The 24,833-nt window shown below is 59.5% G+C and carries 21 protein-coding genes; 13 read left to right on the top strand and 8 right to left on the bottom strand.

Annotated elements, in window-relative coordinates; translation table 11 throughout:
* The first annotated feature begins 2 nt into the window (after positions 1-2).
* The 7 genes from asnB (ACQ4MS_RS06150) (at position 3) to asnB (ACQ4MS_RS06120) (ending at position 9,325) form a co-directional block, all read left to right on the top strand.
* On the top strand, positions 3-1,898 hold the full coding sequence (gene asnB, locus ACQ4MS_RS06150; protein ID WP_431098441.1) for an asparagine synthase (glutamine-hydrolyzing): 1,896 nt from the start codon (positions 3-5) through the stop codon (positions 1,896-1,898).
* An 87-nt stretch (positions 1,899-1,985) separates the two neighbouring features.
* On the top strand, positions 1,986-2,924 hold the full coding sequence (locus ACQ4MS_RS06145) for an NAD-dependent epimerase/dehydratase family protein (RefSeq protein ID WP_431098439.1): 939 nt from the start codon (positions 1,986-1,988) through the stop codon (positions 2,922-2,924).
* On the top strand, positions 2,924-3,850 hold the full coding sequence (locus ACQ4MS_RS06140; RefSeq protein ID WP_431098437.1) for an NAD-dependent epimerase/dehydratase family protein: 927 nt from the start codon (positions 2,924-2,926) through the stop codon (positions 3,848-3,850). Before ACQ4MS_RS06145 ends, ACQ4MS_RS06140 begins: the two co-directional genes overlap by 1 nt.
* A 17-nt stretch (positions 3,851-3,867) precedes the next feature.
* The gene (locus ACQ4MS_RS06135) at positions 3,868-4,926 is read left to right on the top strand and encodes an NAD-dependent epimerase/dehydratase family protein (protein ID WP_431098435.1); all 1,059 of its coding nucleotides are present in this window, start codon (positions 3,868-3,870) and stop codon (positions 4,924-4,926) included.
* 2 nt (positions 4,927-4,928) lie between these two features.
* On the top strand, positions 4,929-6,050 hold the full coding sequence (gene wecB / locus ACQ4MS_RS06130; protein WP_431098433.1) for a non-hydrolyzing UDP-N-acetylglucosamine 2-epimerase: 1,122 nt from the start codon (positions 4,929-4,931) through the stop codon (positions 6,048-6,050).
* Positions 6,047-7,369, top strand: coding sequence for a hypothetical protein (locus ACQ4MS_RS06125; RefSeq protein WP_431098431.1), 1,323 nt, complete (start codon positions 6,047-6,049; stop codon positions 7,367-7,369). The genes wecB and ACQ4MS_RS06125 overlap by 4 nt, the downstream gene beginning before the upstream one ends.
* A 63-nt stretch (positions 7,370-7,432) precedes the next feature.
* Positions 7,433-9,325: an asparagine synthase (glutamine-hydrolyzing) gene (asnB, locus tag ACQ4MS_RS06120; RefSeq protein ID WP_431098429.1), complete on the top strand. Its 1,893-nt coding sequence runs from the start codon at positions 7,433-7,435 to the stop codon at positions 9,323-9,325.
* A 7-nt stretch (positions 9,326-9,332) separates the two neighbouring features.
* Here the strand turns inward: asnB (ACQ4MS_RS06120) and ACQ4MS_RS06115 are convergent, their stop codons facing one another.
* Positions 9,333-10,679: a glycosyltransferase gene (locus ACQ4MS_RS06115; protein ID WP_431098427.1), complete on the bottom strand. Its 1,347-nt coding sequence runs from the start codon at positions 10,677-10,679 to the stop codon at positions 9,333-9,335.
* A gap of 107 nt (positions 10,680-10,786) precedes the next feature.
* Here ACQ4MS_RS06115 and ACQ4MS_RS06110 point away from each other — a divergent pair, with 107 nt between their 5' ends.
* The 3 genes from ACQ4MS_RS06110 (at position 10,787) to argB (ending at position 14,016) form a co-directional block, all read left to right on the top strand.
* A complete protein-coding gene (locus ACQ4MS_RS06110) occupies positions 10,787-11,920 on the top strand; it encodes a glycosyltransferase family 4 protein (RefSeq protein WP_431098425.1) in 1,134 nt (377 codons plus the stop codon).
* Between the two features lie 25 nt (positions 11,921-11,945).
* On the top strand, positions 11,946-13,040 hold the full coding sequence (locus tag ACQ4MS_RS06105) for an MraY family glycosyltransferase (RefSeq protein WP_431098423.1): 1,095 nt from the start codon (positions 11,946-11,948) through the stop codon (positions 13,038-13,040).
* A gap of 70 nt (positions 13,041-13,110) precedes the next feature.
* Positions 13,111-14,016, top strand: coding sequence for an acetylglutamate kinase (argB, locus tag ACQ4MS_RS06100; protein WP_431098421.1), 906 nt, complete (start codon positions 13,111-13,113; stop codon positions 14,014-14,016).
* Between the two features lie 232 nt (positions 14,017-14,248).
* On the opposite strand, the gene ACQ4MS_RS06095 is transcribed toward argB, so the two are convergent.
* From ACQ4MS_RS06095 to rfbF, 6 genes are read right to left on the bottom strand one after another with little or no spacing between them, the layout of a single operon-like run.
* Positions 14,249-15,202 (bottom strand): NAD-dependent epimerase/dehydratase family protein, encoded by a 954-nt coding sequence (locus ACQ4MS_RS06095; protein ID WP_431098419.1) that lies wholly within the window; start codon positions 15,200-15,202, stop codon positions 14,249-14,251.
* Positions 15,193-16,095, bottom strand: coding sequence for a transketolase family protein (locus tag ACQ4MS_RS06090; RefSeq protein WP_431098417.1), 903 nt, complete (start codon positions 16,093-16,095; stop codon positions 15,193-15,195). The genes ACQ4MS_RS06095 and ACQ4MS_RS06090 overlap by 10 nt, the downstream gene beginning before the upstream one ends.
* Positions 16,088-16,894 carry a transketolase gene (locus tag ACQ4MS_RS06085; RefSeq protein WP_431098415.1) on the bottom strand — a complete coding sequence of 269 codons (807 nt, stop codon included), beginning with the start codon at positions 16,892-16,894 and terminating at the stop codon, positions 16,088-16,090. The genes ACQ4MS_RS06090 and ACQ4MS_RS06085 overlap by 8 nt, the downstream gene beginning before the upstream one ends.
* Positions 16,894-18,216, bottom strand: a complete 1,323-nt coding sequence (gene rfbH, locus ACQ4MS_RS06080) for a lipopolysaccharide biosynthesis protein RfbH (RefSeq protein WP_431098413.1) — start codon at positions 18,214-18,216, stop codon at positions 16,894-16,896. The genes ACQ4MS_RS06085 and rfbH overlap by 1 nt, the downstream gene beginning before the upstream one ends.
* A gap of 2 nt (positions 18,217-18,218) precedes the next feature.
* On the bottom strand, positions 18,219-19,307 hold the full coding sequence (gene rfbG, locus ACQ4MS_RS06075) for a CDP-glucose 4,6-dehydratase (protein ID WP_431099544.1): 1,089 nt from the start codon (positions 19,305-19,307) through the stop codon (positions 18,219-18,221).
* Positions 19,304-20,077, bottom strand: coding sequence for a glucose-1-phosphate cytidylyltransferase (gene rfbF / locus ACQ4MS_RS06070; RefSeq protein ID WP_431098412.1), 774 nt, complete (start codon positions 20,075-20,077; stop codon positions 19,304-19,306). Before rfbF ends, rfbG begins: the two co-directional genes overlap by 4 nt.
* Before the next feature lie 212 nt (positions 20,078-20,289).
* On the opposite strand from rfbF, the gene ACQ4MS_RS06065 reads away from it, so the two are divergent.
* From ACQ4MS_RS06065 to slmA, 3 genes are all read left to right on the top strand, one after another.
* On the top strand, positions 20,290-20,991 hold the full coding sequence (locus tag ACQ4MS_RS06065; RefSeq protein WP_431098410.1) for a response regulator: 702 nt from the start codon (positions 20,290-20,292) through the stop codon (positions 20,989-20,991).
* Positions 20,992-21,099: 108 nt separating this feature from the next.
* Complete coding sequence (locus tag ACQ4MS_RS06060; RefSeq protein WP_431099543.1) at positions 21,100-22,560, top strand: ATP-binding protein; 1,461 nt, start codon at positions 21,100-21,102, stop codon at positions 22,558-22,560.
* A gap of 167 nt (positions 22,561-22,727) precedes the next feature.
* On the top strand, positions 22,728-23,378 hold the full coding sequence (gene slmA, locus ACQ4MS_RS06055) for a nucleoid occlusion factor SlmA (RefSeq protein ID WP_431098408.1): 651 nt from the start codon (positions 22,728-22,730) through the stop codon (positions 23,376-23,378).
* A gap of 383 nt (positions 23,379-23,761) precedes the next feature.
* Here slmA and ACQ4MS_RS06050 read toward each other — a convergent pair whose 3' ends face one another.
* Positions 23,762-24,823, bottom strand: a complete 1,062-nt coding sequence (locus ACQ4MS_RS06050) for a malate/lactate/ureidoglycolate dehydrogenase (RefSeq protein WP_431098406.1) — start codon at positions 24,821-24,823, stop codon at positions 23,762-23,764.
* Positions 24,824-24,833: the final 10 nt, after the last annotated feature.

Below are 24,833 nucleotides of genomic sequence, written 5' to 3'. Positions count from 1 at the left end.
TTATGTGTGGAATATTCGGTTTCCTGAGTAATACCCCCCAGTCCCGGGATACGGCCGCGGCCGAGATCTCAAGCGGTCTCGACATCATCCGCCATCGCGGTCCCGACGGCCGAAGCCAGTGGGTTTCCCCCGACGGGCAGGTCGGTCTGGGACACGTGCGGCTGAGCATCATCGACATCGAAACCGGCGCTCAGCCGATGCACAGCGAAAGTGGTCGTTACACGATCATTTTCAACGGCGAAATCTACAACTACATCGAGTTGCGCGAAGAGCTCGGCGGTCGCGCGAGCTTCCGCACGGCGTCAGACACCGAGGTGATCATCCGGGCTTTCGAGCGCTGGGGCATCGATTGTGTGACCCGCCTGCGCGGCATGTTCGCGTTCGCCATCTGGGACGCACAGGACAAGAAGCTGTTTCTGGCGCGCGATCGATTTGGCATCAAACCACTGTATTGGGCGAAGACTCGCAAAGGGCTGTATTTCGCTTCGGAAATGAAAGCCCTGAAACCCTTTCTCGACGGCGCTCGAGTCAGCAAGGCTGCGCTCTCGGACTACTTCACCTTCCAGTTCTGCCTCGGCGAAAAGACCTTGCTGGATGGCGTTTTTCAGATGCCCGCGGCGCACCATGCCGTGCTGGCGCCTGGTCAGGGGCTTCAACCCCAGCGCTACTGGGAGGTGCACTACGACATAGATTATCAGCACGATGAAAAATGGTTCACTGAGCGCTTACGCGAACTCATGGCCGATTCCGTCAATGTACACATGCGGGCCGATGTCGAAGTTGGCAGTTATGTCAGCGGCGGCGTCGATTCGAGCTTGATCGCAGCCATGGCGCGTGAGGTTCGGCCCGAAGGTCGGTTCCAGGCGTTCAACGGGCGGTTCACCGATAGCGCGGATTTCGACGAATCGCACTATGCACGCGCGTTAACCGACGCCCAGGGCATGCAACTGCATGTCGCCGATATCACCGAGCGTGACTTCGTGGACAACATCTCTAAGGTCATCTGGCACCTCGACCAGCCGGTGGCGGGCCCAGGTTCCTTTCCGCAGTACATGGTGTCCAAACTCGTCAAAAGCCATGTCAAAGTCGTATTGGGTGGCCAGGGTGGCGACGAAATATTCGGTGGCTATGCGCGCTATCTGGTGGCCTATTTCGAGCAGTGCATCAAGGGAGCCATCGAAGGCACGCTTCACAATGGCAACTACGTGGTTACCTACGAATCGATCATCCCCAACCTTGAAACGCTGCGGCAATACAAGCCGATGATCAAGGAGTTCTGGGCATCGGGCGTGTTCGAGGAGCGCGACCGACGTTACTGGCGCCTAGTTAACCGAGCCAACACTTTCGCCGGCGCATTGTCGGCCGATGTGATCGACGGCGAAAGCACTTTCCGTGAGTTCGGCCAGATCTTCTGGGGCAGCAACGTGGGCAAAGAGTCGTATTTCGACTCGATGACGCATTTCGATTTCAAGACCCTGTTACCCGCCTTGCTGCAGGTCGAAGACCGCATGAGCATGGCGCACGGCGTCGAGTCCCGCGTTCCTTTCCTGGATCATCCGCTGATCGAATTTGCCGCAACCGTGCCAGCAGACGTCAAATTCCGCAACGGTGAACTTAAGCGCCTGCTCAAGACCGTATTCAGCGACAAGCTGCCACCGGCGATCCGCGATCGTAAGGACAAGATGGGTTTTCCGGTGCCGTTGACGCTCTGGCTGCGCCAAGGTGGGGCAGCCGCGGAATTCGTCAAGGACACCTTCAGCAGCAGGGCGGCACGCGAACGCTCGTATCTGGCCGGTCCGGTGGATATGGACCAGGTCCTCAGCGGGCAAAGCGTCTATAGCCGCAACCTCTGGGCGCTGCTGTCGCTGGAGCTTTGGCACCAGCAGTTTATCGACTGACGACTCCAGTAAAATGGCGGATCGCCGCGAAAAGCGGCATTTCGGGTTCCGGCAGGGGCCTTCGACAACTATTATTAGGAAAACATCATGAAGGTACTTGTTACTGGCGGTTTGGGCCAGATTGGCTCGCATGTGTGCGAAATGCTGCTGGCGCGCGGCGATGACGTCGTGGTCATCGACAATCTCGCGACCGGTCAGCGCCATCACCTGGCCGAACACCCCAAATTGACGATCGTGATCGAGACCATCGCCAACCGCGAAGCGGTATATGCGCTGGCAAAAGAGCACAACTTCGGCGCCATCGTGCACACCGCAGCTTCCTACAAGGAGCCCAACGACTGGTACAACGATACCCTGACCAACTGCGTAGGCGGTACCAACTTGATACAGGCCGCGCAGGAGTTCAAGATTGGCCGATTCATTTATTTCCAGACCGCGCTGTGCTACGGTACCAAGCCGCTACAGCAGCCGATCCGTCTGGACCACCCCAAGTTCCCGGCCAACAGCAGCTATGCAATCTCCAAGACCGTTACGGAAGACTACCTTGAGATCTCAGGCGTTGACTATGTCTCGTTCCGCTTGGCCAATGTGATCGGCCCGCGTAATGTCAGCGGTCCGCTGCCGATCTTTTTTCAGCGCCTCAGCGAGGGCAAAAAGTGCTTTGTGACCAAGGCGCGTCGTGACTTCTGTTTCAACCAGGATCTGGCGCGCGCGGTTATCAAGGCTGTCGATGGCACCGGCACCGGCGCCTACCATTTCTCGTCGGGCAAAGACGTGGCGATCAAGGAGCTCTACGATGCGGTTGTGAAAGCCATGGAACTGCCGACCTACCCTGAGGCTGAAGTGCGCGAACTCGGCCCCGATGATGCGGCCAGCATCCTGCTCGATCCATCGCGCACGATGGAAGATTTCGGCCCGATCGAATTCACACCGCTTGACGAGATCGCGCGCCAGGCCGTGGCGTACTTCCGTAAACACGGCGCCAGCGGCGGCTACACCCACCTCAAGCACGAGGAAAAGAAATAATGCGCATCCTGATCACAGGCGGGGCCGGCTGCCTGGGCTCCAACCTGATCGAGCATTGGCTGCCGCAGGGGCATGAGTTCATGGTGCTCGACAACTTCGCAACCGGCAAGCGCGAGGTGGTTCCGGAGGTCGCGGGCCTCGAGGTCCGCGAAGGTCACATCGCCTCGGCAGATTTTGTGGGCAAGGCATTTGCAGACTTCCGGCCTGAGGTCGTGATCCATTCCGCCGCTTCCTACAAAGACCCGGAGAACTGGCAGGAGGACGCGCTGACCAACGTGCAGGGCACGATCGAGGTCGTGCGGGCCAGTGAGAAGGCTGAAGTTGCGCGCCTGATCAACTTCCAGACCGTGCTGTGCTACGGCAAGTCGGGTGTCTCGCCAATCCCTGTTGACCACCCGGTCGCACCGTTCACCAGCTACGGGATCTCCAAAACCGCTGGCGAGCAGTACCTGCTGCAGGCCAGGGTGCCGGCGGTGTCGCTGCGGCTTGCCAACGTGACTGGTCCCCGTCTGGCGATCGGCCCGATCCCAACCTTTTACAAGCGGCTCAAGGCCGGTCAGAAGTGTTTCTGTTCGGATACCGCGCGCGATTTTCTCGACATGTCGGACTTCCTCTCGATGATGGATCTGGCCGTCAAGCCGGGTGCCGCGTCAGGCGTTTTCAACGTCGCGTCGGGTGAGGCCCACTACATCAAGGAAATCTTCGAGCTGGTGGCGAAGCACCTGAAGCTCGAACCCGGCGATGTGCCGGTGACGCCACCGGCTGCAGACGACGTGCCTGTGGTGGCGCTTGACTCGAGCAAAACCACGCAAGCCTTCGGCTGGAAGCCTCTGTTGGGATTCGAAGAGACGATCCAGCGCCAGCTGGCCTGGTACGACAAATACGGCGTCACCGACGTCTTCAGCCACCTCAAAGCGGCCAGCTAAATACGGACGACGGACAAATGACTCAGGAAACAGGATTCAAAAATGCGCGCATTCTGGTAGCCGGTGGCGCCGGCTTCGTCGGCAGCAACCTGGTGCACATGCTTCTGGCCGAAGACCCGAAGCAAATCATCGTGGTCGACAACTTGCTGTCGTCGGATGAGGTCAATGTGCCATCAGACAAGCGAGTCAAGTTCGTGGTTGGCTCGGTGACCGATACGCAGGTTCTGGCTAACCTGCCGGACGATCTCGACTACGCTTTCAACTTGGTCTGCTATCACGGCAACCAGTCGTCGATCGCCAACCCGATGGCCGACCATGACAACAACCTGTTGCCTGCGCTGACCTTGTTCGACCGCCTCAAGGACATCAAGACATTGCGTCGTGTCGTTTATGCCGCCGCTGCTTGTGCGGTCGCCGAAAAAACCTATGACGATCCAAGTCCGACGACGGAAGAGCAGCCGGTGTCGCTGGTGCATGACAGCCCGTATTCGATTTCCAAGCTCGTCGGCGAGCTCTACGGCAATTACTTCCATATCCGTCATGGCCTGCCCATAGTGAAGGCGCGTTTCAGCAACGTTTACGGCCCGCGGGAAATTTTGGGTGCCGGCCGCTGGCGCGGCACCGCACACACGGTATGGCGTAACGTCACGCCGACGTTTGTCTGGAAGTCGCTCAATGGGGAGTCGTTGCCGCTGGATAATGGCGGCAATACCAGCCGCGACTTCATCTTCGTAGAAGACATGGCGCGAGGCCTCATGGCTTGTGCGCTGCGCGGCGAAGCCGGCGGCGTGTACAACCTGGCGACCGGGCGCGAGACCACGATTCTCGAGCTGGCCAATGCGATCAATGCGGCGACCGGCAACAAGTCACCGCTCGACCTGAAACCTGCGCGCGACTGGGACCGCTCGGGCAAACGTTTTGCCTCTACCGAAAAGGCGCGCACGCAGCTCGGTTTCGAGGCCAAAGTGTCGATTCAGGAAGGCATCAACCGCACGGTCGAATGGACCCGGCAAAACACCGCTGTGATCCAGACCTGCATGGACCAGCACCGCAAGCAGTTGTCGCAGCTCGGTTGACCATGAAGATATTTACCGTCGTGGGCGCGCGACCGCAGTTTGTCAAGGCGGCAGTCGTTTCCCGCGAAATCAACCGCCTCGCCGGCACCGGACTCGCGATCTCGGAATGTCTGGTCCATACGGGCCAGCACTACGACGAAAAAATGTCGGACATTTTTTTCGACGAGATGCATATTCCCAAGCCAGTTCATCGCCTGCAGATTGGGGGCATGTCGCATGGCAGCATGACCGGTCGCATGCTCGAACAGCTGGAGCCGCTAATGCAGGCCGAAGCACCCGATTGGGTTTTGGTCTATGGGGACACCAACTCGACGCTCGCCGGAGCATTGGCGGCCGCGAAGTTGCACATTCCCGTGGCGCATGTCGAAGCCGGCCTGCGCTCGTTCAACCGGGCCATGCCCGAGGAAATCAACCGCGTGATGGCCGACCATCTGGCCAGCCTGTTGCTGGCTCCGACCGACCAGGCGATTCGCAACCTGGCCGCGGAAGGTCTGACCGGCGGTAAGGTGGTTCCCAGCGGCGACGTGATGTACGACGCTTCGCTTTATTACAGCAAGTTGGTCGGGCAGACCGATCTTTTGCAGCGGCTCGGCGTCACTGCGGGAAACTATTTCCTCGCGACGATCCATCGCGCCGAAAATGTCGACGACGCTGCCAGGCTGGGCGTGATCGTCGAGGCGCTGGCGCAATCCTCGAAGCGCCAGCCCGTGGTCTGGCCGATACATCCGCGTACCCACAAGGCCTTGCGTGAACTGAAGTTGCTCGAAGGCGACCGCCTCGCGAATGTCCGCCTGATAGATCCAGTCGGTTACCTCGAGATGGTGCAACTCGAGCAGCACGCCAGTGTGATCCTGACCGATTCCGGGGGCGTGCAGAAGGAAGCCTATTTCTTCGAGGTGCCCTGCGTCACGATCCGGCACGAGACCGAGTGGGTGGAGCTGGTCGAGTGCGGCGCCAATCGCCTCGCACCACCAGACAGTGCCGAATCGATTGTTGCTGCAGTTGACGCTGCCTTGCAGACGGGCGTATTTCCGGCCGGCGGGCTTTATGGTGACGGCAACTGTGCCCAGGCTATCGTCGCCGCATTGCTGGCCGCGCCGGCGAGCAGGGTGCGCCGGGGGTGAACGCAAAACTCAACGTCCTGCTACTGTGTAATCGGCCGGTGGGTAACGCGGACGCCTCGACCATTACCGACCACCTGGATGCGATCAAGGGCTGCGGCCACAACGTCCTCGAGCTGTCTTTCCTGCGCAATCTGCCAGTACGTCTCGACCTCGATCGTTTCGACGTGATCGTCGTCCATTATTCAATCGCGCTCGGCTATCTCAGTGACCACTACATCAGCCCCGAATCTCGCCGCCAGGTAGCGGCCGCAAAAGGCCTCAAGGTAGTCTTCATCCAGGATGAATACCGCAGCATCAACAGCGTGCTGAAGATACTCGCCGAACTTGATGTCGGGCTGTTGTTCACCTGCATACCGACGCCCGAGATTGAAAAGGTCTACCCGGCGGCGCAGCTTCCGAATACCGTGCGCCTGAACACTCTGACCGGCTATGTACCCAGCGCGCTGCTCGGCTATCCCAAGCTGCCTGTGGCGCAGCGGCCCATCGATGTCGGTTACCGCACCCGCAAACCGCCGTTCTGGCTCGGTGAGCTGGGCTACGAAAAATGGACGATCGCCGATCGATTCCGCGAAGCCGCAGAAGGCACCGGGCTGGCGCTTGACCTGTCCTACGACGAGTCCGCGCGCATCTACGGTCCGAAGTGGACTGAATTTGTCGTCGGCTGCAAAGCCATGCTCGGCGTCGAAAGCGGTGCCAGCGTTTTTGATTTCGAGGGCGATCTTCAGTCGCGCGTCGATAGCTACGTGTCCGGGCATCCGGAGACGACGTTCAGGGAGGTGCACGACAAGTTCCTGACACCGTATGAGGGGCTGATCCGGCACAACCAGATTTCGCCGCGCTGCTTCGAAGCGGCCGCTCTGAAGACCGTGCTGGTGCTCTACGAGGGTGAGTACTCGGGCATCCTGAAACCCGGGCGGCATTTCGTTCCGCTCAAGAAGGACTTCAGCAATTTTGCAGAGGTGCTGGCGGTTCTCCGCGATGTGGCCCGCATGCAGCAGATCGCCGACGATACGTTCAACGAGGTCGCGATGAATCCGCTGTATAGCTACGAGCAATTCGGCAAGACTTTCGCCGCAGAGGTGGCCGGGCGGTTTGCCACCGCGGCCATCACGCCAACCTCTAGGCCCTATTCGCCGGCCGAATTTCGCTTTGCCGTGGTGACCAGTGTCCGGTTCATCGTGCATCGTGTGTCGGCACAAGGGCTGCAGAAAATCCTGCTCGGCACCGCTTTGCGAAAAATCATTTTCAGGCTGTGGGGCATGACGCCATTTGCGCTGCGCAACGCCCTCAGGCCGTTGCTGCGCGTGATAGGGCGCTGATCGCCTGGTCGCCATGGTCTGCTGCACGAGACCCGCCAACGGCACTGCTAACAGGGAAACAACATGTGTGGTTTAGTCACGGTCATCGGCCCGGCGCCATCCCTGTCGGATGCGATGATCGGCGCGATGCGCGATCGTCTTGCGCACCGCGGTCCGGATGGCGCGGGCCTGGTCGTCAAGCATCTTGGCGCCATGAGTATCGCCATGGCGCATCGCCGGCTGTCCATCATCGACTTGACCGAAGCGGCCAGCCAGCCGATGACGAGTGACGATGGCCGGCTCACCATCGTGTTCAACGGCGAGATTTACAACTACATCGAATTGCGCGCGCAACTGCAGGCCGAGGGCGTGAGCTTTCGCACCTCGAGCGACACCGAAGTGCTGCTGGCCTGCTATCGGCACTGGGGTGCGGAGTGTCTTTCTCGCCTTAATGGAATGTTCGCGTTCGTGATTCTCGACGAAGGCAAAGGCCAGGTCATTGTGGCGCGCGACCGCTTCGGCGAAAAGCCGCTGTTTTTCTCGCGAGTCGACGAGGGCGGCGTCGCATTTGCTTCGGAGATCAAGGCGCTGTTCGCCCATCCGCGTATCGCTGCACGGGTCAACCCCAAAGTGGTTGAGAAGTATACGGCGGGGACTTACCACGAGGACTCCGCGGAGACGATGTTCCTCGACGTCTATCGCGTCCTGCCGGCTACCGCGATGATCCTCGACAGCACGGGCCAGGTGCTGCGCTCATGGCGTTACTGGATACCAGACTACGGGCAAGTTGCGGATCCGGCACCCATTGAACAAAAGATCGAGGAGTTCTCGGCTCTGTTCGAGCGCAGTCTCAGGCTGCGCCTGCGCGCCGACGTCCCGGTAGGCACCAGTTTGTCGGGAGGGCTCGACTCTTCGATGATCGCCGGTTCGCTTTCGCGCATGAGGCTCCAGGGTACGGCACTGACGCAAAATTCTTTCTCTGCCCGCTTCGATGCAGATCCCAGCTTATCGGAGGGCGAATTCATCGACCTGGTGGTCGATCACACGGGGGTCAACTCGCATTCGGTTTCACCGACCCCGACCGGACTGATGAGCGAGTCGCGCGCGTTGCACTGGCATCAGGAGGAGCCCTTCCTGTCGGCGTCGATCTACCTGCAATGGTGTGTTGCCCGCTGCGCGCGAGCCAACGCCACGACGGTGCTGCTCGACGGCCAGGGCGCTGACGAAATCCTGGCCGGCTACCAGTACTACTTCAGAAGCCACCAGCTTGACCTCGCCGAAAAATTTCGGTGGAGAGATCTTTTCAATGAAACCCGGTTGTTCGACGCTCGCTTGCGTTCGGCTAGTGAAAAATACCCCGATAGCGCCAGGCGCTTCAACCATCAGGTGTCGTTGTCGGCAATACGGTTGGTGCACGCTCTGGCGTTCCGTGCTCCCCGGGCACATGCCGGCCACTACGAGATCGGTGTGCCGTTGCCGCAGCGTGGCATGCGTCTCAAACGCCAACTAGCCGAGGCCGTGCAATACAACTCACTGCCCGCGCTGCTGCGTTATGCGGACCGCAATTCAATGGCGTTCGGCTTGGAATCTCGTCTGCCTTTCCTCGACTACGAACTGGTGGACTGGTGTATCCGGCAACCCGAAGATGTGCTGATTCGTGACGGCTGGCAAAAGTATGTGATGCGGCGCGCTGGCGAGGGCCTATTGCCTTCGCAGGTGCAGTGGCGTGCCGACAAGGTTGGCTACGCCGCGCCGCTGGATATCTGGCTGCGCGGTGAAATCAAGGACTGGGCCCACAGCATGTTGTTTTCGGGTTCGTTGCACGAGTTAGCGGGATTTGATGCTGCTGAGGTGAGTCGGATGTGGGATATGCACCAGTCCGGTCGGGCTAACCTGTCCTGGGCCCTGTGGCGATGGATCAGCCTTGGAGAATGGCTGTCCATGCACGATGAAGGCGTTTGGTCGTCGGGACTTTGAGCGGCGCTCAACTGCCCAGATCGGTCGGATTGAAGGTTTTTCCGGCACCCATGCGCACCCTGCTGCGTAGGTCTCGCAGCGCTCGGTAGGCTGAGATCATCAGCGAGTAGGGCTCAAAAAACCAGTGCCAGCGCTGGCTTTTACGACCGAGCAAGGTGGCAATGTGTTGGCGCCAAGCGTCATCGGGCGCTGGTGTCAAGCCACGGTCAGCAAGCTGCGCGAGGTCCTCAGCAATGGTCGCGCGGATGCGCGCGAACTTGTTGTCATAGCCCTCGCGCTGTGCCACACCAATCAGTTCCTGTACTTGCCGTGGGTTCATCGACGCGCGGTCCAGATGCCGAACGGCGTCGATAAACTGTTCCGCCGTCGATGTGACCACAATTGCATCGGCAAGTCCCTGCAGCGGCTTCATGAGAGTCGATACGACGGGCAGTCCGCTTGCACCCATTTCGAGCGCTTTCAGCGGGAAGCCGCTTTCTTTAATCATTGGTGTGGCGAGATAAGGAATGATTCCTAGATCCGCCCCGGCGTAAAGATTACGCAACTGCTCTGGTGTAGCGGCGCCGAGGTAACGGAAGTTAGGGGTCGCTAGCAACTGTTTCCACGACTTCAGATCATGCCCGGACAGGTCGGCTAAGGGACCAAAAAGCACGAAATGTGTCTCGGGCAGGCTGACGCAGGCGCGCAAAATCAGCGCGAAGTCGAGTCGTGCGTTGACGTTGCCTGCATAGATTGCCACGCGCCGGTCCAATTGGGCCAATTTGATGGGATGTTGCCGCACTTTGGGATCGGCGTAAAAATCAAAATCGCAGCCGTTGGTTTCGATAGTGACTCGTCGCGCCGCCGCGTGGGTCGCAATCGAACTTGCTACGCCGCTGGACACCGCCACTACAAGATCGCTCAGGTCGATAGAGAAAATCAACTGTGGAATCAGCCCTCGTTCAGGACCACTGAAGCGAAAGTAGTCCTCGGTTGCATGAAAAACTCGATAGGCTGCGGGTAGCCGCGCATAGAGGTCGCTAAGCCCGGGGTTGTAGGCCCATAACAGGGGGCGCCGGACTTGGTGTTGCTCCATGTCTCGCTCCACCTGTGCCAGCTGAATATCGAGCTGCGTCGACGCGTCGAAAAATGGCGAAGCACGGAGCGACTGAATCTTCAGCACGCGTGCGCCGGGAATCCGCCGCTCGGGCGTCGAATCCGGCCTAGGAGAGGGGAAATTCTGGGTCGGCTGAATTAAGACAACCGGAGCATGACGCGCCCAGCGAGAGATAAAGTGCCAACGATTTGAGCGCATCTCGTTCTCCCAACCGGGAAACATCAGAAAATAGACTGCGTCGAAAGAATCGTTATTCATAGGGAAAATGCGGCCAAACTAGAAGCTTAAATCAAGCTAGGCGTGACAAAGCTCGTTCTTCAGGCAGCATAAGGCTAAACTTGTTTCGAAATCCTCTCTCCTTTCCTATGCACGTCTGTTTCGTCCTTACAACCCCGTTTGCCCTCAATGCGTTTGTTGCGCCGGCGATCCGCGCCCTGCTGGCGCGCGGCGACCGCGTAACAGTCGTCGTCAACGCCGACTCGGGGCCGATCGCCAAGGACATCTATGGCCGCATCGAGATCGTCAACCTTGAGATCGCCCGCGCGATTGCGCTGTTGCACGACCTGGCGGCGTTGCACACGCTGTTCGACCTGTTTCGCGCACGCCGCTTCGATGTCGTCCACAGCGTAACGCCGAAAGCCGGCTTGTTAGCGATGATGGCGGCGCGACTGGCCGGGATATCAGTACGCATCCACACCTTCACAGGCCAGGTATGGGCCACGCGCAGCGGCACGATGCGCTGGTTGCTGCGCTCGATTGATCGGTTGCTGGCGGCGTGCGCTAGCTCTTTGTTGGTCGACAGCGCTTCGCAGCGCGATTTTCTCGTTGCCGAAAACATCGTGGCACCGGGCCGCCTGCATGTGCTCGGTGAGGGCTCGATCGCTGGGGTCGACACCGTGCGCTTCGCACCGCAGCCGCAATGGCGTGCCGAGGTGCGTAGCCAACTGGGCGTGCCGGAGCAAGCCTCGCTGCTGCTTTACATTGGCCGTATGCATGTCGAGAAGGGCTTGCTGGAACTGGCTCAGGCGTTTGCGGAACTGGCTCTGCGCGATCCGGCCGTGCATCTGTTGCTGGTCGGGCCCGACGAAGGTGCGTTACAGCCGGCGCTGACTTTTGCCGGCGCGGCGCGCGAGCGCGTACATGTAGTAGGTCTCACCTCGGAACCGCAAAAATACATGGCGGCCGCCGACATCTTTTGCCTTGCAAGCTATCGAGAGGGTTTTGGGCTATCGCTGATCGAAGCTGCCGCCGCCGGTTTGCCGTGCGTGGCCTCGCGCATCTACGGCATCACCGATGCAGTGGTGGAGGGCGAAACTGGGTTGCTGGTGCCGGCGCGCGATGTGCCAGCCCTGACCGGCGCCCTCGAGCAATTGCTGGGTGATCCGGTGCGCCGCGCCGAACTCGGCGCTGCGGCCCGGCTGCGCGCCCAGCGGCAGTTCTCGCAGCCGGTGGTCGTGGCGGCTTGGCTGGAATTTTACGATCATCAGCTGCGTCGATAATCGCACCAAAGAGTTTGGGAGCGCCATGGTTTTCCTGTTGTGTCTGAGTTTCGCGGTGTCATTGGTTTCGGCCGTGCTGGTCATCCGCATGGCGCATGACCACGCCGCGGCATATGACACCGCGAAGCCGCAGCGTTTTCACGCCGGGCATGTGCCGCGCCTCGGGGGCGTCGGCATACTGGCAGGGCTGTTGATTGGTTGGACTGCGGCCGTGCTGACGGTTGGCCGCTTCCAAGTACCGGTTACTTGGCAGATGGCGCTGGCGCTGGCCGCGATGCTTCTGCCTGCTGTGGTAGGCGGCATCTATGAGGACATGACACAGCGACTGGCGGTGCGCTATCGGTTGTTACTTACCGCACTGTCGGCCGCTCTGGCCTGCACCTTGCTTGGGTTGTCGGTGCCGAGGCTCGGCATACCGGGCGTCGACAGCCTGCTGGCAGTTGTGCCAGGGCTCGGCATCGCCTTGGCTTTTCTTGCGATCTGCGGACTGCCGCACGCGTTTAACATCATCGACGGGTACAACGGTCTGGCGGGCACTGTCACGATCTTGATCAGCCTGTCTATTGTCTATGTCGCACTCCAGCTCGGGGACCGACAACTTGCGGGCATCGTGCTTTGCTTAGCCGCCGCGACCGCAGGGTTCTTGTATTGGAATTACCCGCGAGGTTTGATTTTCGCGGGTGACGGCGGAGCCTATCTCTGGGGCGTTGTGATTGCCGCGACGTCTATCTTGCTAGTGCAGCGTCACGAATCGGTATCGCCGTGGTTTCCTATGCTGCTGTTGATCTACCCGGTATGGGAAACGGTGTTTTCGATCTATCGCAAGCTTGCACGTGGTGGGTCGCCCGGTGTTGCCGACGCGCTGCATTTCCACCAACTGATATTCCGTCGAATCGTACGTGGCGTGTTCCACGACGATGCTTCGCGTCGTATGCTGATCCGCAACAACCGCACTTCGCCGTATCTCTGGAGCTTCACGCTGATGACAGTAGTGCCGGCGGTGCTGTTCTGGCGTGACACTTCGATACTGATGCTTTTCTGCGCGCTATTCGTCGTCTCTTACGTTAGCTTTTACGTGGCCATCGTGCGCTTCAAGGTACCGAAGTGGCTTCGCCGCTGAGGTGCATAAGGCATCGCTTGATGCGGCACAATTCGGATATCTATCCTTTCAACCATCAAGGCCAACCCGAATGACCGCCTCTACCGACCCAGACCTCTCCCATGTAGGCCCGCGCGACAAGGCCGAAATCCTTGCCCAGGCGCTGCCTTACATCCGCAAGTTCCATGGCAAGACCATGGTCATCAAATACGGCGGAAATGCCATGACGGACCCGGCCCTGCAGGCGGATTTTGCGGAAGATGTGGTGCTGCTCAAGCTGGTGGGTATGAACCCGGTGGTGGTGCACGGCGGCGGCCCGCAAATCGAGACCGCGCTGAACCGCCTGGGCAAGAAGGGCCACTTCATCCAGGGCATGCGCGTCACCGATGAGGAAACCATGGAAGTGGTGGAATGGGTTCTGGCAGGCCAGGTGCAGCAAGACATTGTCGGGTTGATTAATCAGGCCGGCGGCAAGGCAGTGGGCCTGACGGGCCGCGATGGCGGATTGATCCGCGCGCAAAAACTCAAAATGGTCGATAAGGACGACGCCACGAAGGAGCATGACATCGGTTTTGTCGGCGACATCGTCAGCATTGATCCCAGCGTGGTCAAGGCGCTGCAGGATGATGCCTTCATCCCGGTGATCAGCCCCATAGGTTTCGGCGAGGAAAACGAGAGCTATAACATTAACGCCGACGTGGTGGCCGGCAAGCTGGCCACTGTGCTGAAAGCCGAAAAGCTGGTGCTGCTGACAAACACGCCCGGCGTACTCAACAAGGCCGGCGAGCTGCTCACCGACCTGAGCGCCCGCGAGATCGACGAACTATTCGCCGACGGCACGATTTCAGGCGGCATGCTGCCCAAAATCGAAGGTGCGCTGGATGCCGCCAAAAGCGGCGTGAATTCGGTCCACATCATCGACGGCCGGGTGCCGCATGCCATGCTGCTGGAAATTCTGACCGATCAAGCATACGGCACGATGATTCGTTCGCACTGAGCAAGTATTGCTATCGAGGCGGGAAAAAAGAACCGCGATTGCGGCACTTTTTATTGCTGCAGTCCGGATGGACCACCGGTCCTCGACACCTCGAAATTAATGTGCTTATGCTCGACTGCAAGCAGACGTTTCATGATGTTCGACGACCGTATTGGAGTGCCAACCAGAACAAAGCACAAACGAATCGAGGACTGGTGACGGCACAGTCAGCGGAGGCACTTTTCGCGGGAAGTCAGGCCGATGGGCTGTGTGGCACCGCTGCAAGGGCGAGCATTGCCCGGGCTTCATGTAAGACGCCATCAATGGAAGTGAAGTAGGGTTTGTAGCCGAAATCTGCGGCACGACGGTTGAGTGAGTAGTAGTACGGCTTGCTGCCTGTGGCGTTCACCGTCGAGCCGTTGTCAGTCACCTCATAACGCAAACCCAGAGCGGTGTGCATGGCTTGGAGCAATGCGGGCTTGTCTACTGGTGCGGCGCTGTAGCAATCGATGGCTGTATTGGCTGGAGGTGCCTGCAACAGCGCTTCGATTAACTGATAGAAGTCGGACGGGTGAATGTAGTCGCGAACCATGTAATCGCCTGAGGTCTTGAGTATCGCGCCGTCGCGCGCCGCTCTCAAAAGATCGGTAATGAAAAATCTGGCTGAAATATCCTGGGTACGACTGAAGTAGTTGAAGACCCGGACATCCGTAATGGGCAGGGCGGGTAGCGCTCTGTGGCGGCACTCTGCATACAGCTTGGCCACTGCATACCAGTCCTGCGGCTTGAGTCCGTTGATTGCGACGTTCGCTACCGTGTCGGCATCCACCGGTTCCTCGAATGTGGAGCCATATGCTGCGCCGCTGCTGAGGAAGATATAGCGACAGGCTTGATGAGTCTGGATATAGTCCAGGGCCATCATGTCGTGGATCAGTGTGACGTCGAAGATTGCAGCACCCATGGCCTCGGTTTTTGCAGGGTTACCAACGCCAACAAAGTTGATGATTGCGTCATAGTTGTGGTCCGACCCGAAGGCCTCAAAACTGGCGACCGGAAACATCCGTGGCAACCGGGCGCGCTGTTGCCACTCCTGTACCGCCGTAGGCCTACGTGCAAAGAGTCCCAGCGCATGTTCGCTGTCAGTTGAAAAAGCCTGAATCAAGTCAGATGCGATCTGACTGGACGCGCCGAGAATGGCTATCCGCATAACATCGCAGCGGTCAGGCCGCCCTCCGCATTTAGCGTAGCCTGCTTTCCGACCATGCCACAGACTCTGGCGTCGAGCGCCTTGATACGCAGGCGTGCGAGAAGAGCCGGTTCTGCGCAAGCGGCTTCAAGCAGCCAACTACCGAAGCCGCCATCCATCAAGTGGTCTTCTACTGTGACTGTTGTTTCGAAGGCGGCGATCTGACGGGCCTGGGCGGGTTTGGTTTTCATGCTCCACAACGGCATGGAGAAAAGCGTGCAATCCCGCATGTCGGACTGGTCGACCAGCATGCGGTGCACAGCTTCCAGTGCCGCGCCGGTTGTGAGATAGGCTTGCCCTCCAGATCTGCCGTGGCGAACAGCAACCCATTGGCCGGGTTGAACGACCGGAATATCTCCATGGATGCGAGGTTCACCGGATTTCCCCAAGCGAAGGTAGCTGGGCTGAGGGTTGTCGACTAGATAACGCATACAGGCTTGTACCTCCAGAGGATCCCCGGGAGCAGCGATCAACATGTGCGGTAGCACGCGCATCAGGGCGTAATCTTGAACGGCATGATGCGAATAACCCAGATTGCCGTACGCCAGCCCACCGCCAACTGCGACAACGGTCACTGATAGTTGGTGGTAGTCCACATCGTTGCGGATCTGCTCCGCGCAGCGAAAGGTCGGGAAATTGGCAATGGAATAGACGAAGACATGAAACCCTTCGGATGCAAGGCCAGCTGCCAGTCCCATCATATTTTGTTCGGCCACTCCAGCATTGAAGAAGCGCTCGGGAAAGCGAGTGGCAAAGGGTTCGACCACTCCGTAGCCCAAATCACCGACGACGAGAGCAATTTTTTTATTGTGTTCTGCCGCTGCGATGAGTTCGCTGATGAAGGCGTTACGCATGAGCTCGCTCCAGTTCAGCAAGTGCCTCGGCTAGTTGAACTTCACTCGGGTTCTTGTAGTGCCACTCTACACGGTTCTCCATGAAGCTGACACCTTTCCCCTTGATGGTATGCGCGACCACGACGGTCGGTGTATAGGGGGTGATTTTCTGCAGCGCTGTGAGAAGCTGCGAGTGGTCGTGCCCGTCCACTTCATGAACTGTGCACCCGAATGCGTGCAGTTTGTCGACGAGAGGCTCCAGGCCCAGTGTTCTTGCAACGGTATCCAGACTCTGGAGTTTGTTGTAATCGATAACGGCGGTCAGTCGGTCGAGCTTGTGGTGGGCGGCGAACATCAGAGCTTCCCAATTCGCGCCCTCGTCCATTTCACCATCGCTCAGTAGCACGAAGGTGCGCCACGATTCGCTTCGACTTTGCGCTGCTAACGCCTTGCCCACGCCGAATGGCAGGCCGTGCCCCAACGCTCCGGTTGAGAACTCCACTCCGGCCACCTTGTGGCTAATGTGGTTCATCAACCAGGAGAAGTCTTCGCCGTAAGTCAGTAGTTGCTCACGGGCAATGATTCCCACTTCAGCGAGCGCCGCGTACACCGCGACGCATGCATGACCCTTACTCAGGATAAAGCGGTCCCGTGAGGGCTCGGCTGGGTTTGATGGTGCGTATTGCATCACTTCGCCATACAGCACGGCCAGGATGTCGACGATCGACAGCGCGCTTCCGATGTGAGATGCCTTGGCCTTGCAGGCCATCGACAATGCGTTTTTCCGGATGTCTCTGGCAAGCGTCAACGTGGTTGTCATCAGAAGTTTACGCCCAAGTAGGTTTCTATCTTGCTGCACGAATACTCCATCATGCTTTCTGTAAGCGACGGCTGCACGCCAATCCAGAATGTGTTATTCATGACGTTGTCTGTGTTGGTCAGCTCGCCGCTGATGCGATATTGTTGTTCCTTCATATAAGGCTGGCGAACCAGGTTGCCGGCGAACAGCAGCCGAGTGCCGACCTTGTTCTGGTCCAGATAGGTTAGCAGGTCCAGCCGCGTTACCGGGGAGTTCTCCTTGAGGGTAATGGGAAAGCCGAACCACGACGGGTCGGAATGCTCGGTGGCTTGCGGCAGGTATACGAATTCCTCGCAAGCCGCCAGACGTTTCTTGAGGAATTTAAAGTTGTCCTTGCGCGCCTGGATGAATGCTGGTGCCTTGTCGAGTTGCGCCAGTCCGCAGGCGGCTTGCATGTCCGTGATTTTTAAGTTGTAGCCGAGATGACTGTAGGTGTATTTGTGGTCGTAGCCCTCGGGCAGGTTACCCAGCTTCCAGCAAAAGCGTTTGCCGCAGGTGTTGTCCTTGCCGGGGGGGCAGTAGCAGTCGCGACCCCAGTCCCGAAAACTCTCGGCGATGACCTTGAGCTCGTCATTGTTAGTGAACACCGCGCCGCCTTCACCCATAGTGATGTGGTGCGCGGGGTAGAAGCTCAATGTAGCGATGTCGCCGAAGGTGCCGACCATCTGACCGCGGTAAGTGGTGCCCAGCGCGTCGCAGCAGTCTTCGACCAGCCACAAATGGTGTTTCTTGCAGATCGCGGTGACCACGTCTAGGTTGAATGGGTTGCCTAGCGAATGAGCCAGCATGATGGCCTTGGTTTTCGGCGAGATCGCCGCTTCGATCTTGGCAGCGTCGATGTTGTGCGTGAGGCGGTCGACGTCCACGAAGACCGGCACGGCGCCGAACTGCAGGATGGGGTTGACGGTAGTCGGGAAGCCGGCGGCCACACCAATCACTTCATCACCGCGCTGAATCGCTCGTTCGCCCAGCCTTGGCGAAGTTAAGGCGCTGAAGGCCACGAGATTGGCAGATGAGCCCGAATTTACCGTGATCAAGTGTTTGATGCCAATGAATGCTGCCAGCCTTTTCTCGAACTCCACATTGAACCGGCCGGTCGTTAGCCAGCCATCCAAGCTGGCTTCCACCATGTTTTTGAGCTCTGCTGAATCTAGGACCTTGCCTGAGGGAGGAATCGCCGACATGCCCGGCATGAAGGGATTAGGGGTCAATGCAATGGCTGCATATTCCTCAACCAGCAGTGCTATCTGTTGCCTGAGGGCGTGCGTTTTGTCATTCTGCATTTTTAATTGAGAGTAATGGTCTGGCAGGTTTGGCAATAGGCCTGTATTTGGGCCAGGCAGAGCTTGCGCAAGCTGGCACCCGCCTGCTTTTGCTGTGTCCAGTCCACGATCATGCTAAGTGCGTCGTTCAGTCGTAAGATCGGTTGCCAGCCGAACCGGCTACGCACTTTGGAAATGTCGAGTTTCAGGTAGGTAGCTTCATGGGGGTGTATCGACTCGTCGGTTTGCCAGCTCGCGCCTACACCCCACCGGATGGCAAGTTGTTCTGCGATCCAGCCGACGTTCCGCGCATCTTCATCATGGGGGCCGAAATTCCAGGCTTCAGCGAAGGTTGTGCCTTGCTGGTAAAGATGTTCTGCCAAGGTCAGATAGCCGCGAAGTGGTTCCAGCACATGTTGCCACGGCCTGACAGCATGCGGATTGCGGATAACCGCTGGCCGGCCTGATTCGAAGGCAGTCAGGATGTCAGGTACCAATCTGTCACTAGCCCAGTCGCCGCCGCCAATGACGTTGCCAGCACGTGCGGTTGCAATCGCTACACCGTGTTGGTTATATTGAAGAGGATTAAAGAATGACGATCTATAGGCCGCGCTTACCAGTTCGGCGCAGCCCTTGCTGCTACTGTAGGGGTCGTAACCGCCCATGGGTTCATTTTCTCGGTAGGCCCAAACCCATTCCCGGTTTTCATAGCATTTATCAGTTGTTACATTGACCACGGCCTTGACGCCGGGAGTGCAGCGTACTGCTTCGAGCAGGTGAACCGTCCCCATGATGTTAGTTGCGTAGGTTTCAACGGGACTGATGTATGACCGGCGGACCAGTGATTGGGCAGCCATGTGGATAACTATTTCAGGCTGGGCCTCTCGCAGCGTCGCACCGAGCTTGGACAGATCGCGGATATCGCCGATGACCGACTTCATGCCCGATTCAACATGGGCTTCGCTATAGAGATTGGGTATCGTCGACGGTGCAAGCGCGTAACCCGTGACCTCGGCGCCCAGATCCTGAAGCCATAGGGACAACCAACTGCCTTTAAACCCAGTATGTCCAGTCAGGAAAACACGCTTGCCCTGCCAGAAACCGGGGGTCATTTCCAGGCTTTCCAAGGCGCCTGCCCGGCGGCCCAGAGAGCTTCCAGGTAGGTCTTGTCACGTAGAGTGTCCATGGGTTGCCAGAACCCAGTGTGCTGATATGCAGCAAGCTGACCCTCTTGCGCTAGCCTTTCCAGCGGCTCACTCTCCCAGGCGGTGTTGTCGTCCTGGATGTAGTCAATGACCTCAGGAGAGAGGACAAAAAAGCCACCGTTGATCATGCCGCCGTCGCCTTTGGGTTTTTCACGAAAGCTGCGCACCCTGGAACCTTCGAGGTCCAGTGCGCCAAAGCGTCCCGGCGGAAAAGTTGCCGTCATGGTGGCCTTTGTGTTCCCGGATTTATGATATGCGATTAGATCCGTGATGTTGACGTCGCTCACGCCGTCCCCATACGTAAAACAAAATGCGTCCTCGCCCTCAAGGTAGGTTGAGACACGTTTCAGGCGCCCCCCAGTCATGGTTTCCTCGCCGGTGTCGATCAACGTTACACGCCAAGGTTCGGCGCTACGCTGGTGAACTTCCATGCTGTTTTTGCTCATATCAAAAGTAACATCGGACATATGAAGGAAATAGTTGGCGAAGTATTCCTTGATGACATAGCCCTTGTATCCGCAACAGATTATGAAATCGTTGACGCCATGCGAAGAATAAATTTTCAGGATGTGCCAGAGTATGGGCATCCCACCGATTTCTATCATGGGCTTGGGTCTGGTGTGCGTTTCTTCTGAAATGCGTGTTCCCAGGCCACCGGCGAGTATGACTGCTTTCATTGTTTACAGACCTCGGTAAGTTATCACTGATTTTAGGTGGAAGCGGTTGCGAATCCATGGGCCGTCGGGGTCTGGCTTCTGGCCCGCCCAAACCCTTTCGAGGGGGCGTTCCAGCTGTTGCTGCAAGGGCTTCTTGACAAAAGGCTGTCTGGCGGTGCGCTGCTGGTGTATTCCCGATGAGTTCCCTTATCTGCAGCCCCTATGCTTAGAGTATGAGACTCCTATTGGTAGAAGACGACGTGATGGTAGCCAGCGGCATCAAGCTGGGGCTCAGCGACGCCGGTTATGCGGTCGACTGGGTCGGCAGCGCCGAACGCGCCGAGGAGGTGCTGCAGGGCGAGTCGTTCGATGCCGCGATCATCGACATCGGGCTGCCGCGTATTGATGGGCTGGAACTGACCCGGCGCCTGCGCCGCGGCGGGATGTCCATGCCGGTACTCATCCTGACGGCGCGCGATGCCTTGCAGGACCGTGTCCAGGGGCTGGATCTGGGGGCGGATGACTATATGGTCAAACCATTCGAACTACCCGAACTGCTGGCGCGCCTGCGCGCGCTGCTGCGACGTTCGCAGGCTGCCACCAGCGCCACCTTGAGTTTTGGAGCGCTGGAGCTGGATACTGCCAACCGCGAGGCTCGCGCCAATGGCCAGCTGATGGAGCTCGGACCTCGCGAATGGACGGTGATGGAATATTTACTGATCCACGCTCCCAAGCCCGCCAGCAAGGACAAGCTCCTGCAGGCCATGACCGGCTGGGACAAGGAAATCACGCCCAACGCCATCGAGGTCTACATCTCACGCCTGCGCGGCAAGCTCGAGCCGCACGGCATCGCCGTGCGCTCGATTCGCGGTTTTGGCTACCGCCTGGAACTGACGGAAGCCGTGTCCGGCACGCCCGGCGCGGGCGCCGAGTAAGCATCGCGCATGGACGACGCCCCTGGCCATCCCTGGGCCGTCCGCCTGAAGGCCCGCCTGGCCGGCCTGGCCGTACGAACCGGCAACAGCCGCCTGGTGCCGCCGGCCATGAAGTCCGGCCTGCAGCGCCGCCTGCTCCTGCTCCTGCTGGTGCCGCTGGGGATTTTTGCGCTGATCAGCGTTTACTTCGATTACCAGACCGCCGGCAGCGTCGCGCTTCAGAAAGACCAGCAACTTGCGCGGCTGATTCCCTTGTTGGCGGACTCTGTGGTGGGACCCGGCATCACGCCCGGGGGGCGCGAACCCTTGCTGTTGCTGGCACCTGCGGTGGACGACTTCCTCAAGGGCCGTGTCGGCTCCGCCGGGTTCCGGATTTCCGATGCCCAGGGCGAATTCATGGCGGGAGAGGACTGGATCCCCGACCTGCTGCCTGCCACGCATGAAACCGAGTTCCACAGCATCGAACACAAGGGCGTGACCTACCGCATCGCGGCCCAGCGCGCCAACACAGCCGCGGGCGGGCTGATCGTGCAGCTGGCAGACGGCTCCGACCCGCGCCAGCAATGGGTGCGCTCCGTGCTGATAAAGGTGCTGCTGCCCAACCTCATCCTGGTGCTGGCTGCGGGCTTCGCACTCAACTGGGCCGTGACGCGGGCACTCAAACCATTGATTGAACTCAAGGACGCTGTGGAGCGCCGCAACCCGCGTGACCTGAGCGCCATCGACCCACTGGCCACACCGGCCGAAGTTCAGCCGCTGGTCAGTGCCTTGAATCGCCTTTTTGGCCTGGTGAACGACCAGGCGGAAGGGCAGCGCCGGTTTGTGGCCGATGCCGCGCACCAGCTTCGCACGCCTTTGGCGGGGCTTCAGGCGCAGGTCGAAGCCTGGGCACAAGCCGCCAAAGTGGCTCAGGCTGCAGGCTCGGATGGTGCTGTTACGTTATCCGCCGAAAAAATCATCAAGCTGCGCAATGCCACGCGACGGACGTCGCAGCTGGCCAACCAGTTGCTGGCGCTTTCACGTGCCGACGCGTCGGCCGCCGGCGCCCAGCCCATGCAGCGGGTGGACCTGAAGGAACTCTGCGAATCTATCTTGCCGCTGCACCTGGATGCCGCCATGCGCAAAGGCATCGACCTGGGGCTGGAAACGCAGCCTGCGCAGGTCAGCGGGCATGAGTGGCTGCTGCGCGAGCTGCTGGGTAATCTGGTGGACAACGCCGTCAAATACACACCACCGGGCGGCACAGTCACCATCCGTTGCGGCCGGGTGTCGGGGTTGATCGCGTCAGATGCGCCCACACCGCCGGTTCCTGGCAGCAGTGGCGCCGGGCAGCCGCGCTGGGGCTTCTTTCTGGAGGTAGAAGACGACGGCCCTGGTATTGCCCCCAACGAGCGCGGGATGGCGCTGCAGCGCTTTTACCGTGTGCAAGGCACTGCCGGCGAGGGCAATGGCCTTGGATTGGCCATTGCCGATGAAATCGCCCGGGTCCATCATTCGCAGCTGGAGCTGGACTACGCTGGCACTGGCCCTGCCGGACCGTATGGATTGCGGGTTCGATTGAGTTTGTAGCTCGTCCACCACAGTAAGCGCTTGCTGTTACGAAACAGAACGTTGCGCCTTTGCCTCACCCATTAAAACCCGGGCATGGTGAGAGGCGAACTGTCACTTGGCTGTGCGAGAATCAATTGCAACGATTCCCGGTTTTTTGAAACATTCTTCATTTCCTTCCATCGCCTATGTCCGACTTAGCGTCTGAATCCGAAGTGAGCCCGCAGGCCACGCCAGCTTCTGCCGAGCCTGCGGCGCGCAAGCGCCCCAAACCGGGGGAGCGCCGGGTTCAGATTCTGCAGGCGCTGGCGACCATGCTGGAGCAGCCGGGTGCTGAGCGCATCACGACGTCGGCACTGGCGGCCAAGCTGGATGTGAGTGAGGCCGCACTTTATCGTCATTTCGCCAGCAAGGCGCAAATGTTCGAAGGCCTGATCGAATTCATCGAGCAAAGCGTCTTCACGCTGATCAACCAGATTGGTGAACGCGAACCCGACCATTCTGCCCGCACCCGCAAGCTCGTCATCATGATTTTGCAGTTCGCTGAAAAGAACCCCGGCATGACGCGCGTGATGGTGGGCGATGCGCTGGTGTTTGAAAACGACCGCTTGCAAGAGCGCATGAACCAGTTCTTCGACAAGCTCGAATCCAGCCTCAAGCAGAGTCTGCGCGACGCCGCTACCGCCGGCGGTGCGGCAACCCCCACCGTTGATGCCCAGGTGCGCGCCTCCGTTATCGTCGCTTTTATGGTCGGCCGCCTGCAGCGCTTCGCCCGCTCAGGCTTCAAGCGCCTGCCATCTGAGCATCTGGAAGCCAGCCTGGCTAACCTGCTGGGCTGACCCTATCGGACGCGCACGGCGTGTCGTGCCTTTTCTTCCTTCCAGGGGGTGGCGCCTGCGGCCGGGTAAAACCCGTTTCGCGCCCCCAACTGGCAAATCCCGCAGGAACCAGCAAATGGTGATTCTTTTTCAGCCGGGCGCCGGCTCGCCGGTGATGAAGCCGCCCATCGGGTGCGCCAGAAAAAGCATGCCGTGGGTGAACGGCACGTTCGCAGGAACGGCTCACCGGTATCTTCTGGCGCTGCAACCTGCCGCTACAGGACGTGTCGTGACCTTGTCTTGAATCGGCGGGAGGATGGTTTCCCGGGAGATTGAGAGTCGTTTCAGCCAATGGCCCTGATGCCACGAGCGCAAGCAGCTACTGATTTAATAGCGCTCGGTGCCTAGTCCTGCATATCTACGCCGACCTTTTGGCCGGCTGCGACAATTTCGCGCCAGGTTTCACCGTCTATTTCAATGCCGTCCTGTTCGCGCGCCAGGCGCGCGCGGCGTTCGGGTTCACCGGCAATCTGCACGGCATCCACGCCGTCGGCCGGCGGGCTTTTGCGCAGCCATTCGACGAAAGCCAGGGCTTCGGTCTCCATGGCTGACTGGGTGCCCAGCTTGCCGGGGTCGATCAGGATGGTGAGCATGCTGTTGTAGACCGCCCGGCCGCTCACCGTGGGGTGGTGCCAGGTGCCGCCACCGGTGAGCGCGCCGCCCAGCAGCTCGCAGGCCACCGCCAGGCCGTAGCCCTTGTGTTCACCGAAAGGCATGAGTGCGCCAAAGAGCCCGTTGGCCTGCGGCACGACTACAACGCCGGGGGTAGTGGTCGGTTGGCCGTGTTCGTCGATCAACAGGCCCGGCTGGACGGATTTCCCCTGGTTGTGCGCCACACGCATTTTTCCCTGGGCCACGCGGCTTGTTGCGAAGTCGAGAATGAAAGGCGGCTGGTCTTTCAGCGGTATGCCGATGCAGCAGGGGTTGGTGCCGTAGCGCCCGTCCGCGCCGCCCCACGCGGCCACGACCGGCCGCGTCATCACGTTCACAAAGTGCAGTGACACCAGCCCCTGGGCAACGGCCATCTCGGCGAAATGGCCTATGCGGCCCAGGTGATGGGATTCCGCCAGCGCGATGATGCAGCTTCCGTGGGTTTTGGCGCGCGCCATGCCGAGCGTCATCGCCTGCTCGCCGATCGACTGGCCGTAACCGCGCTGGCCGTTCAGGCTGAGCAGCGAGCCGGTGTCGAGCAGGGTTTTGACCTGCGCGTTCGGCGTTAGTCCACCTTCGAGCACGGCGTCGACATAGCGCGGCAGCATGCCGATGCCGTGCGAGTCGTGGCCGCTCAGGTTGGCCATGACCAGGTTGGCGGCGACCTTTTCCGCTTCAGCCGCCGTACTGCCGGCTGCTATCAAAATAGTAGCTGTTTGTGCCCGAAGATATTGGGCTTGAAGCACTTTTTGCATGTAAAAGCCC

Origin of the sequence: Polaromonas aquatica (genome assembly GCF_050626995.1) — a bacterium.
In the GTDB taxonomy this organism is placed as follows: Bacteria; Pseudomonadota; Gammaproteobacteria; order Burkholderiales; family Burkholderiaceae_C; genus Polaromonas; species Polaromonas aquatica_A.
The sequence above is the reverse complement of the archived record's forward strand: the minus strand, read 5'-3'. Positions and strand labels throughout refer to the sequence as shown.

Excerpts from the sequence above, each read along its gene's own strand:
- ACQ4MS_RS06110 (WP_431098425.1), top strand. The coding sequence starts at position 10,787 with ATGCACGTCTGTTTCGTCCTTACAACCCCGTTTGCCCTCAATGCGTTT.
- ACQ4MS_RS06095 (WP_431098419.1), bottom strand. The coding sequence starts at position 15,202 with ATGCGGATAGCCATTCTCGGCGCGTCCAGTCAGATCGCATCTGACTTG.
- ACQ4MS_RS06115 (WP_431098427.1), bottom strand. The coding sequence starts at position 10,679 with ATGAATAACGATTCTTTCGACGCAGTCTATTTTCTGATGTTTCCCGGT.
- slmA (WP_431098408.1), top strand. The coding sequence starts at position 22,728 with ATGTCCGACTTAGCGTCTGAATCCGAAGTGAGCCCGCAGGCCACGCCA.
- ACQ4MS_RS06050 (WP_431098406.1), bottom strand. The coding sequence starts at position 24,823 with ATGCAAAAAGTGCTTCAAGCCCAATATCTTCGGGCACAAACAGCTACT.
- ACQ4MS_RS06145 (WP_431098439.1), top strand. The coding sequence starts at position 1,986 with ATGAAGGTACTTGTTACTGGCGGTTTGGGCCAGATTGGCTCGCATGTG.
- asnB (WP_431098429.1), top strand. The coding sequence starts at position 7,433 with ATGTGTGGTTTAGTCACGGTCATCGGCCCGGCGCCATCCCTGTCGGAT.
- ACQ4MS_RS06105 (WP_431098423.1), top strand. The coding sequence starts at position 11,946 with ATGGTTTTCCTGTTGTGTCTGAGTTTCGCGGTGTCATTGGTTTCGGCC.
- ACQ4MS_RS06085 (WP_431098415.1), bottom strand. The coding sequence starts at position 16,894 with ATGACAACCACGTTGACGCTTGCCAGAGACATCCGGAAAAACGCATTG.
- ACQ4MS_RS06135 (WP_431098435.1), top strand. The coding sequence starts at position 3,868 with ATGACTCAGGAAACAGGATTCAAAAATGCGCGCATTCTGGTAGCCGGT.
- argB (WP_431098421.1), top strand. The coding sequence starts at position 13,111 with ATGACCGCCTCTACCGACCCAGACCTCTCCCATGTAGGCCCGCGCGAC.
- rfbF (WP_431098412.1), bottom strand. The coding sequence starts at position 20,077 with ATGAAAGCAGTCATACTCGCCGGTGGCCTGGGAACACGCATTTCAGAA.
- ACQ4MS_RS06060 (WP_431099543.1), top strand. The coding sequence starts at position 21,100 with ATGAAGTCCGGCCTGCAGCGCCGCCTGCTCCTGCTCCTGCTGGTGCCG.
- ACQ4MS_RS06090 (WP_431098417.1), bottom strand. The coding sequence starts at position 16,095 with ATGCGTAACGCCTTCATCAGCGAACTCATCGCAGCGGCAGAACACAAT.
- ACQ4MS_RS06065 (WP_431098410.1), top strand. The coding sequence starts at position 20,290 with ATGAGACTCCTATTGGTAGAAGACGACGTGATGGTAGCCAGCGGCATC.
- wecB (WP_431098433.1), top strand. The coding sequence starts at position 4,929 with ATGAAGATATTTACCGTCGTGGGCGCGCGACCGCAGTTTGTCAAGGCG.
- asnB (WP_431098441.1), top strand. The coding sequence starts at position 3 with ATGTGTGGAATATTCGGTTTCCTGAGTAATACCCCCCAGTCCCGGGAT.
- rfbH (WP_431098413.1), bottom strand. The coding sequence starts at position 18,216 with ATGCAGAATGACAAAACGCACGCCCTCAGGCAACAGATAGCACTGCTG.
- rfbG (WP_431099544.1), bottom strand. The coding sequence starts at position 19,307 with ATGACCCCCGGTTTCTGGCAGGGCAAGCGTGTTTTCCTGACTGGACAT.
- ACQ4MS_RS06140 (WP_431098437.1), top strand. The coding sequence starts at position 2,924 with ATGCGCATCCTGATCACAGGCGGGGCCGGCTGCCTGGGCTCCAACCTG.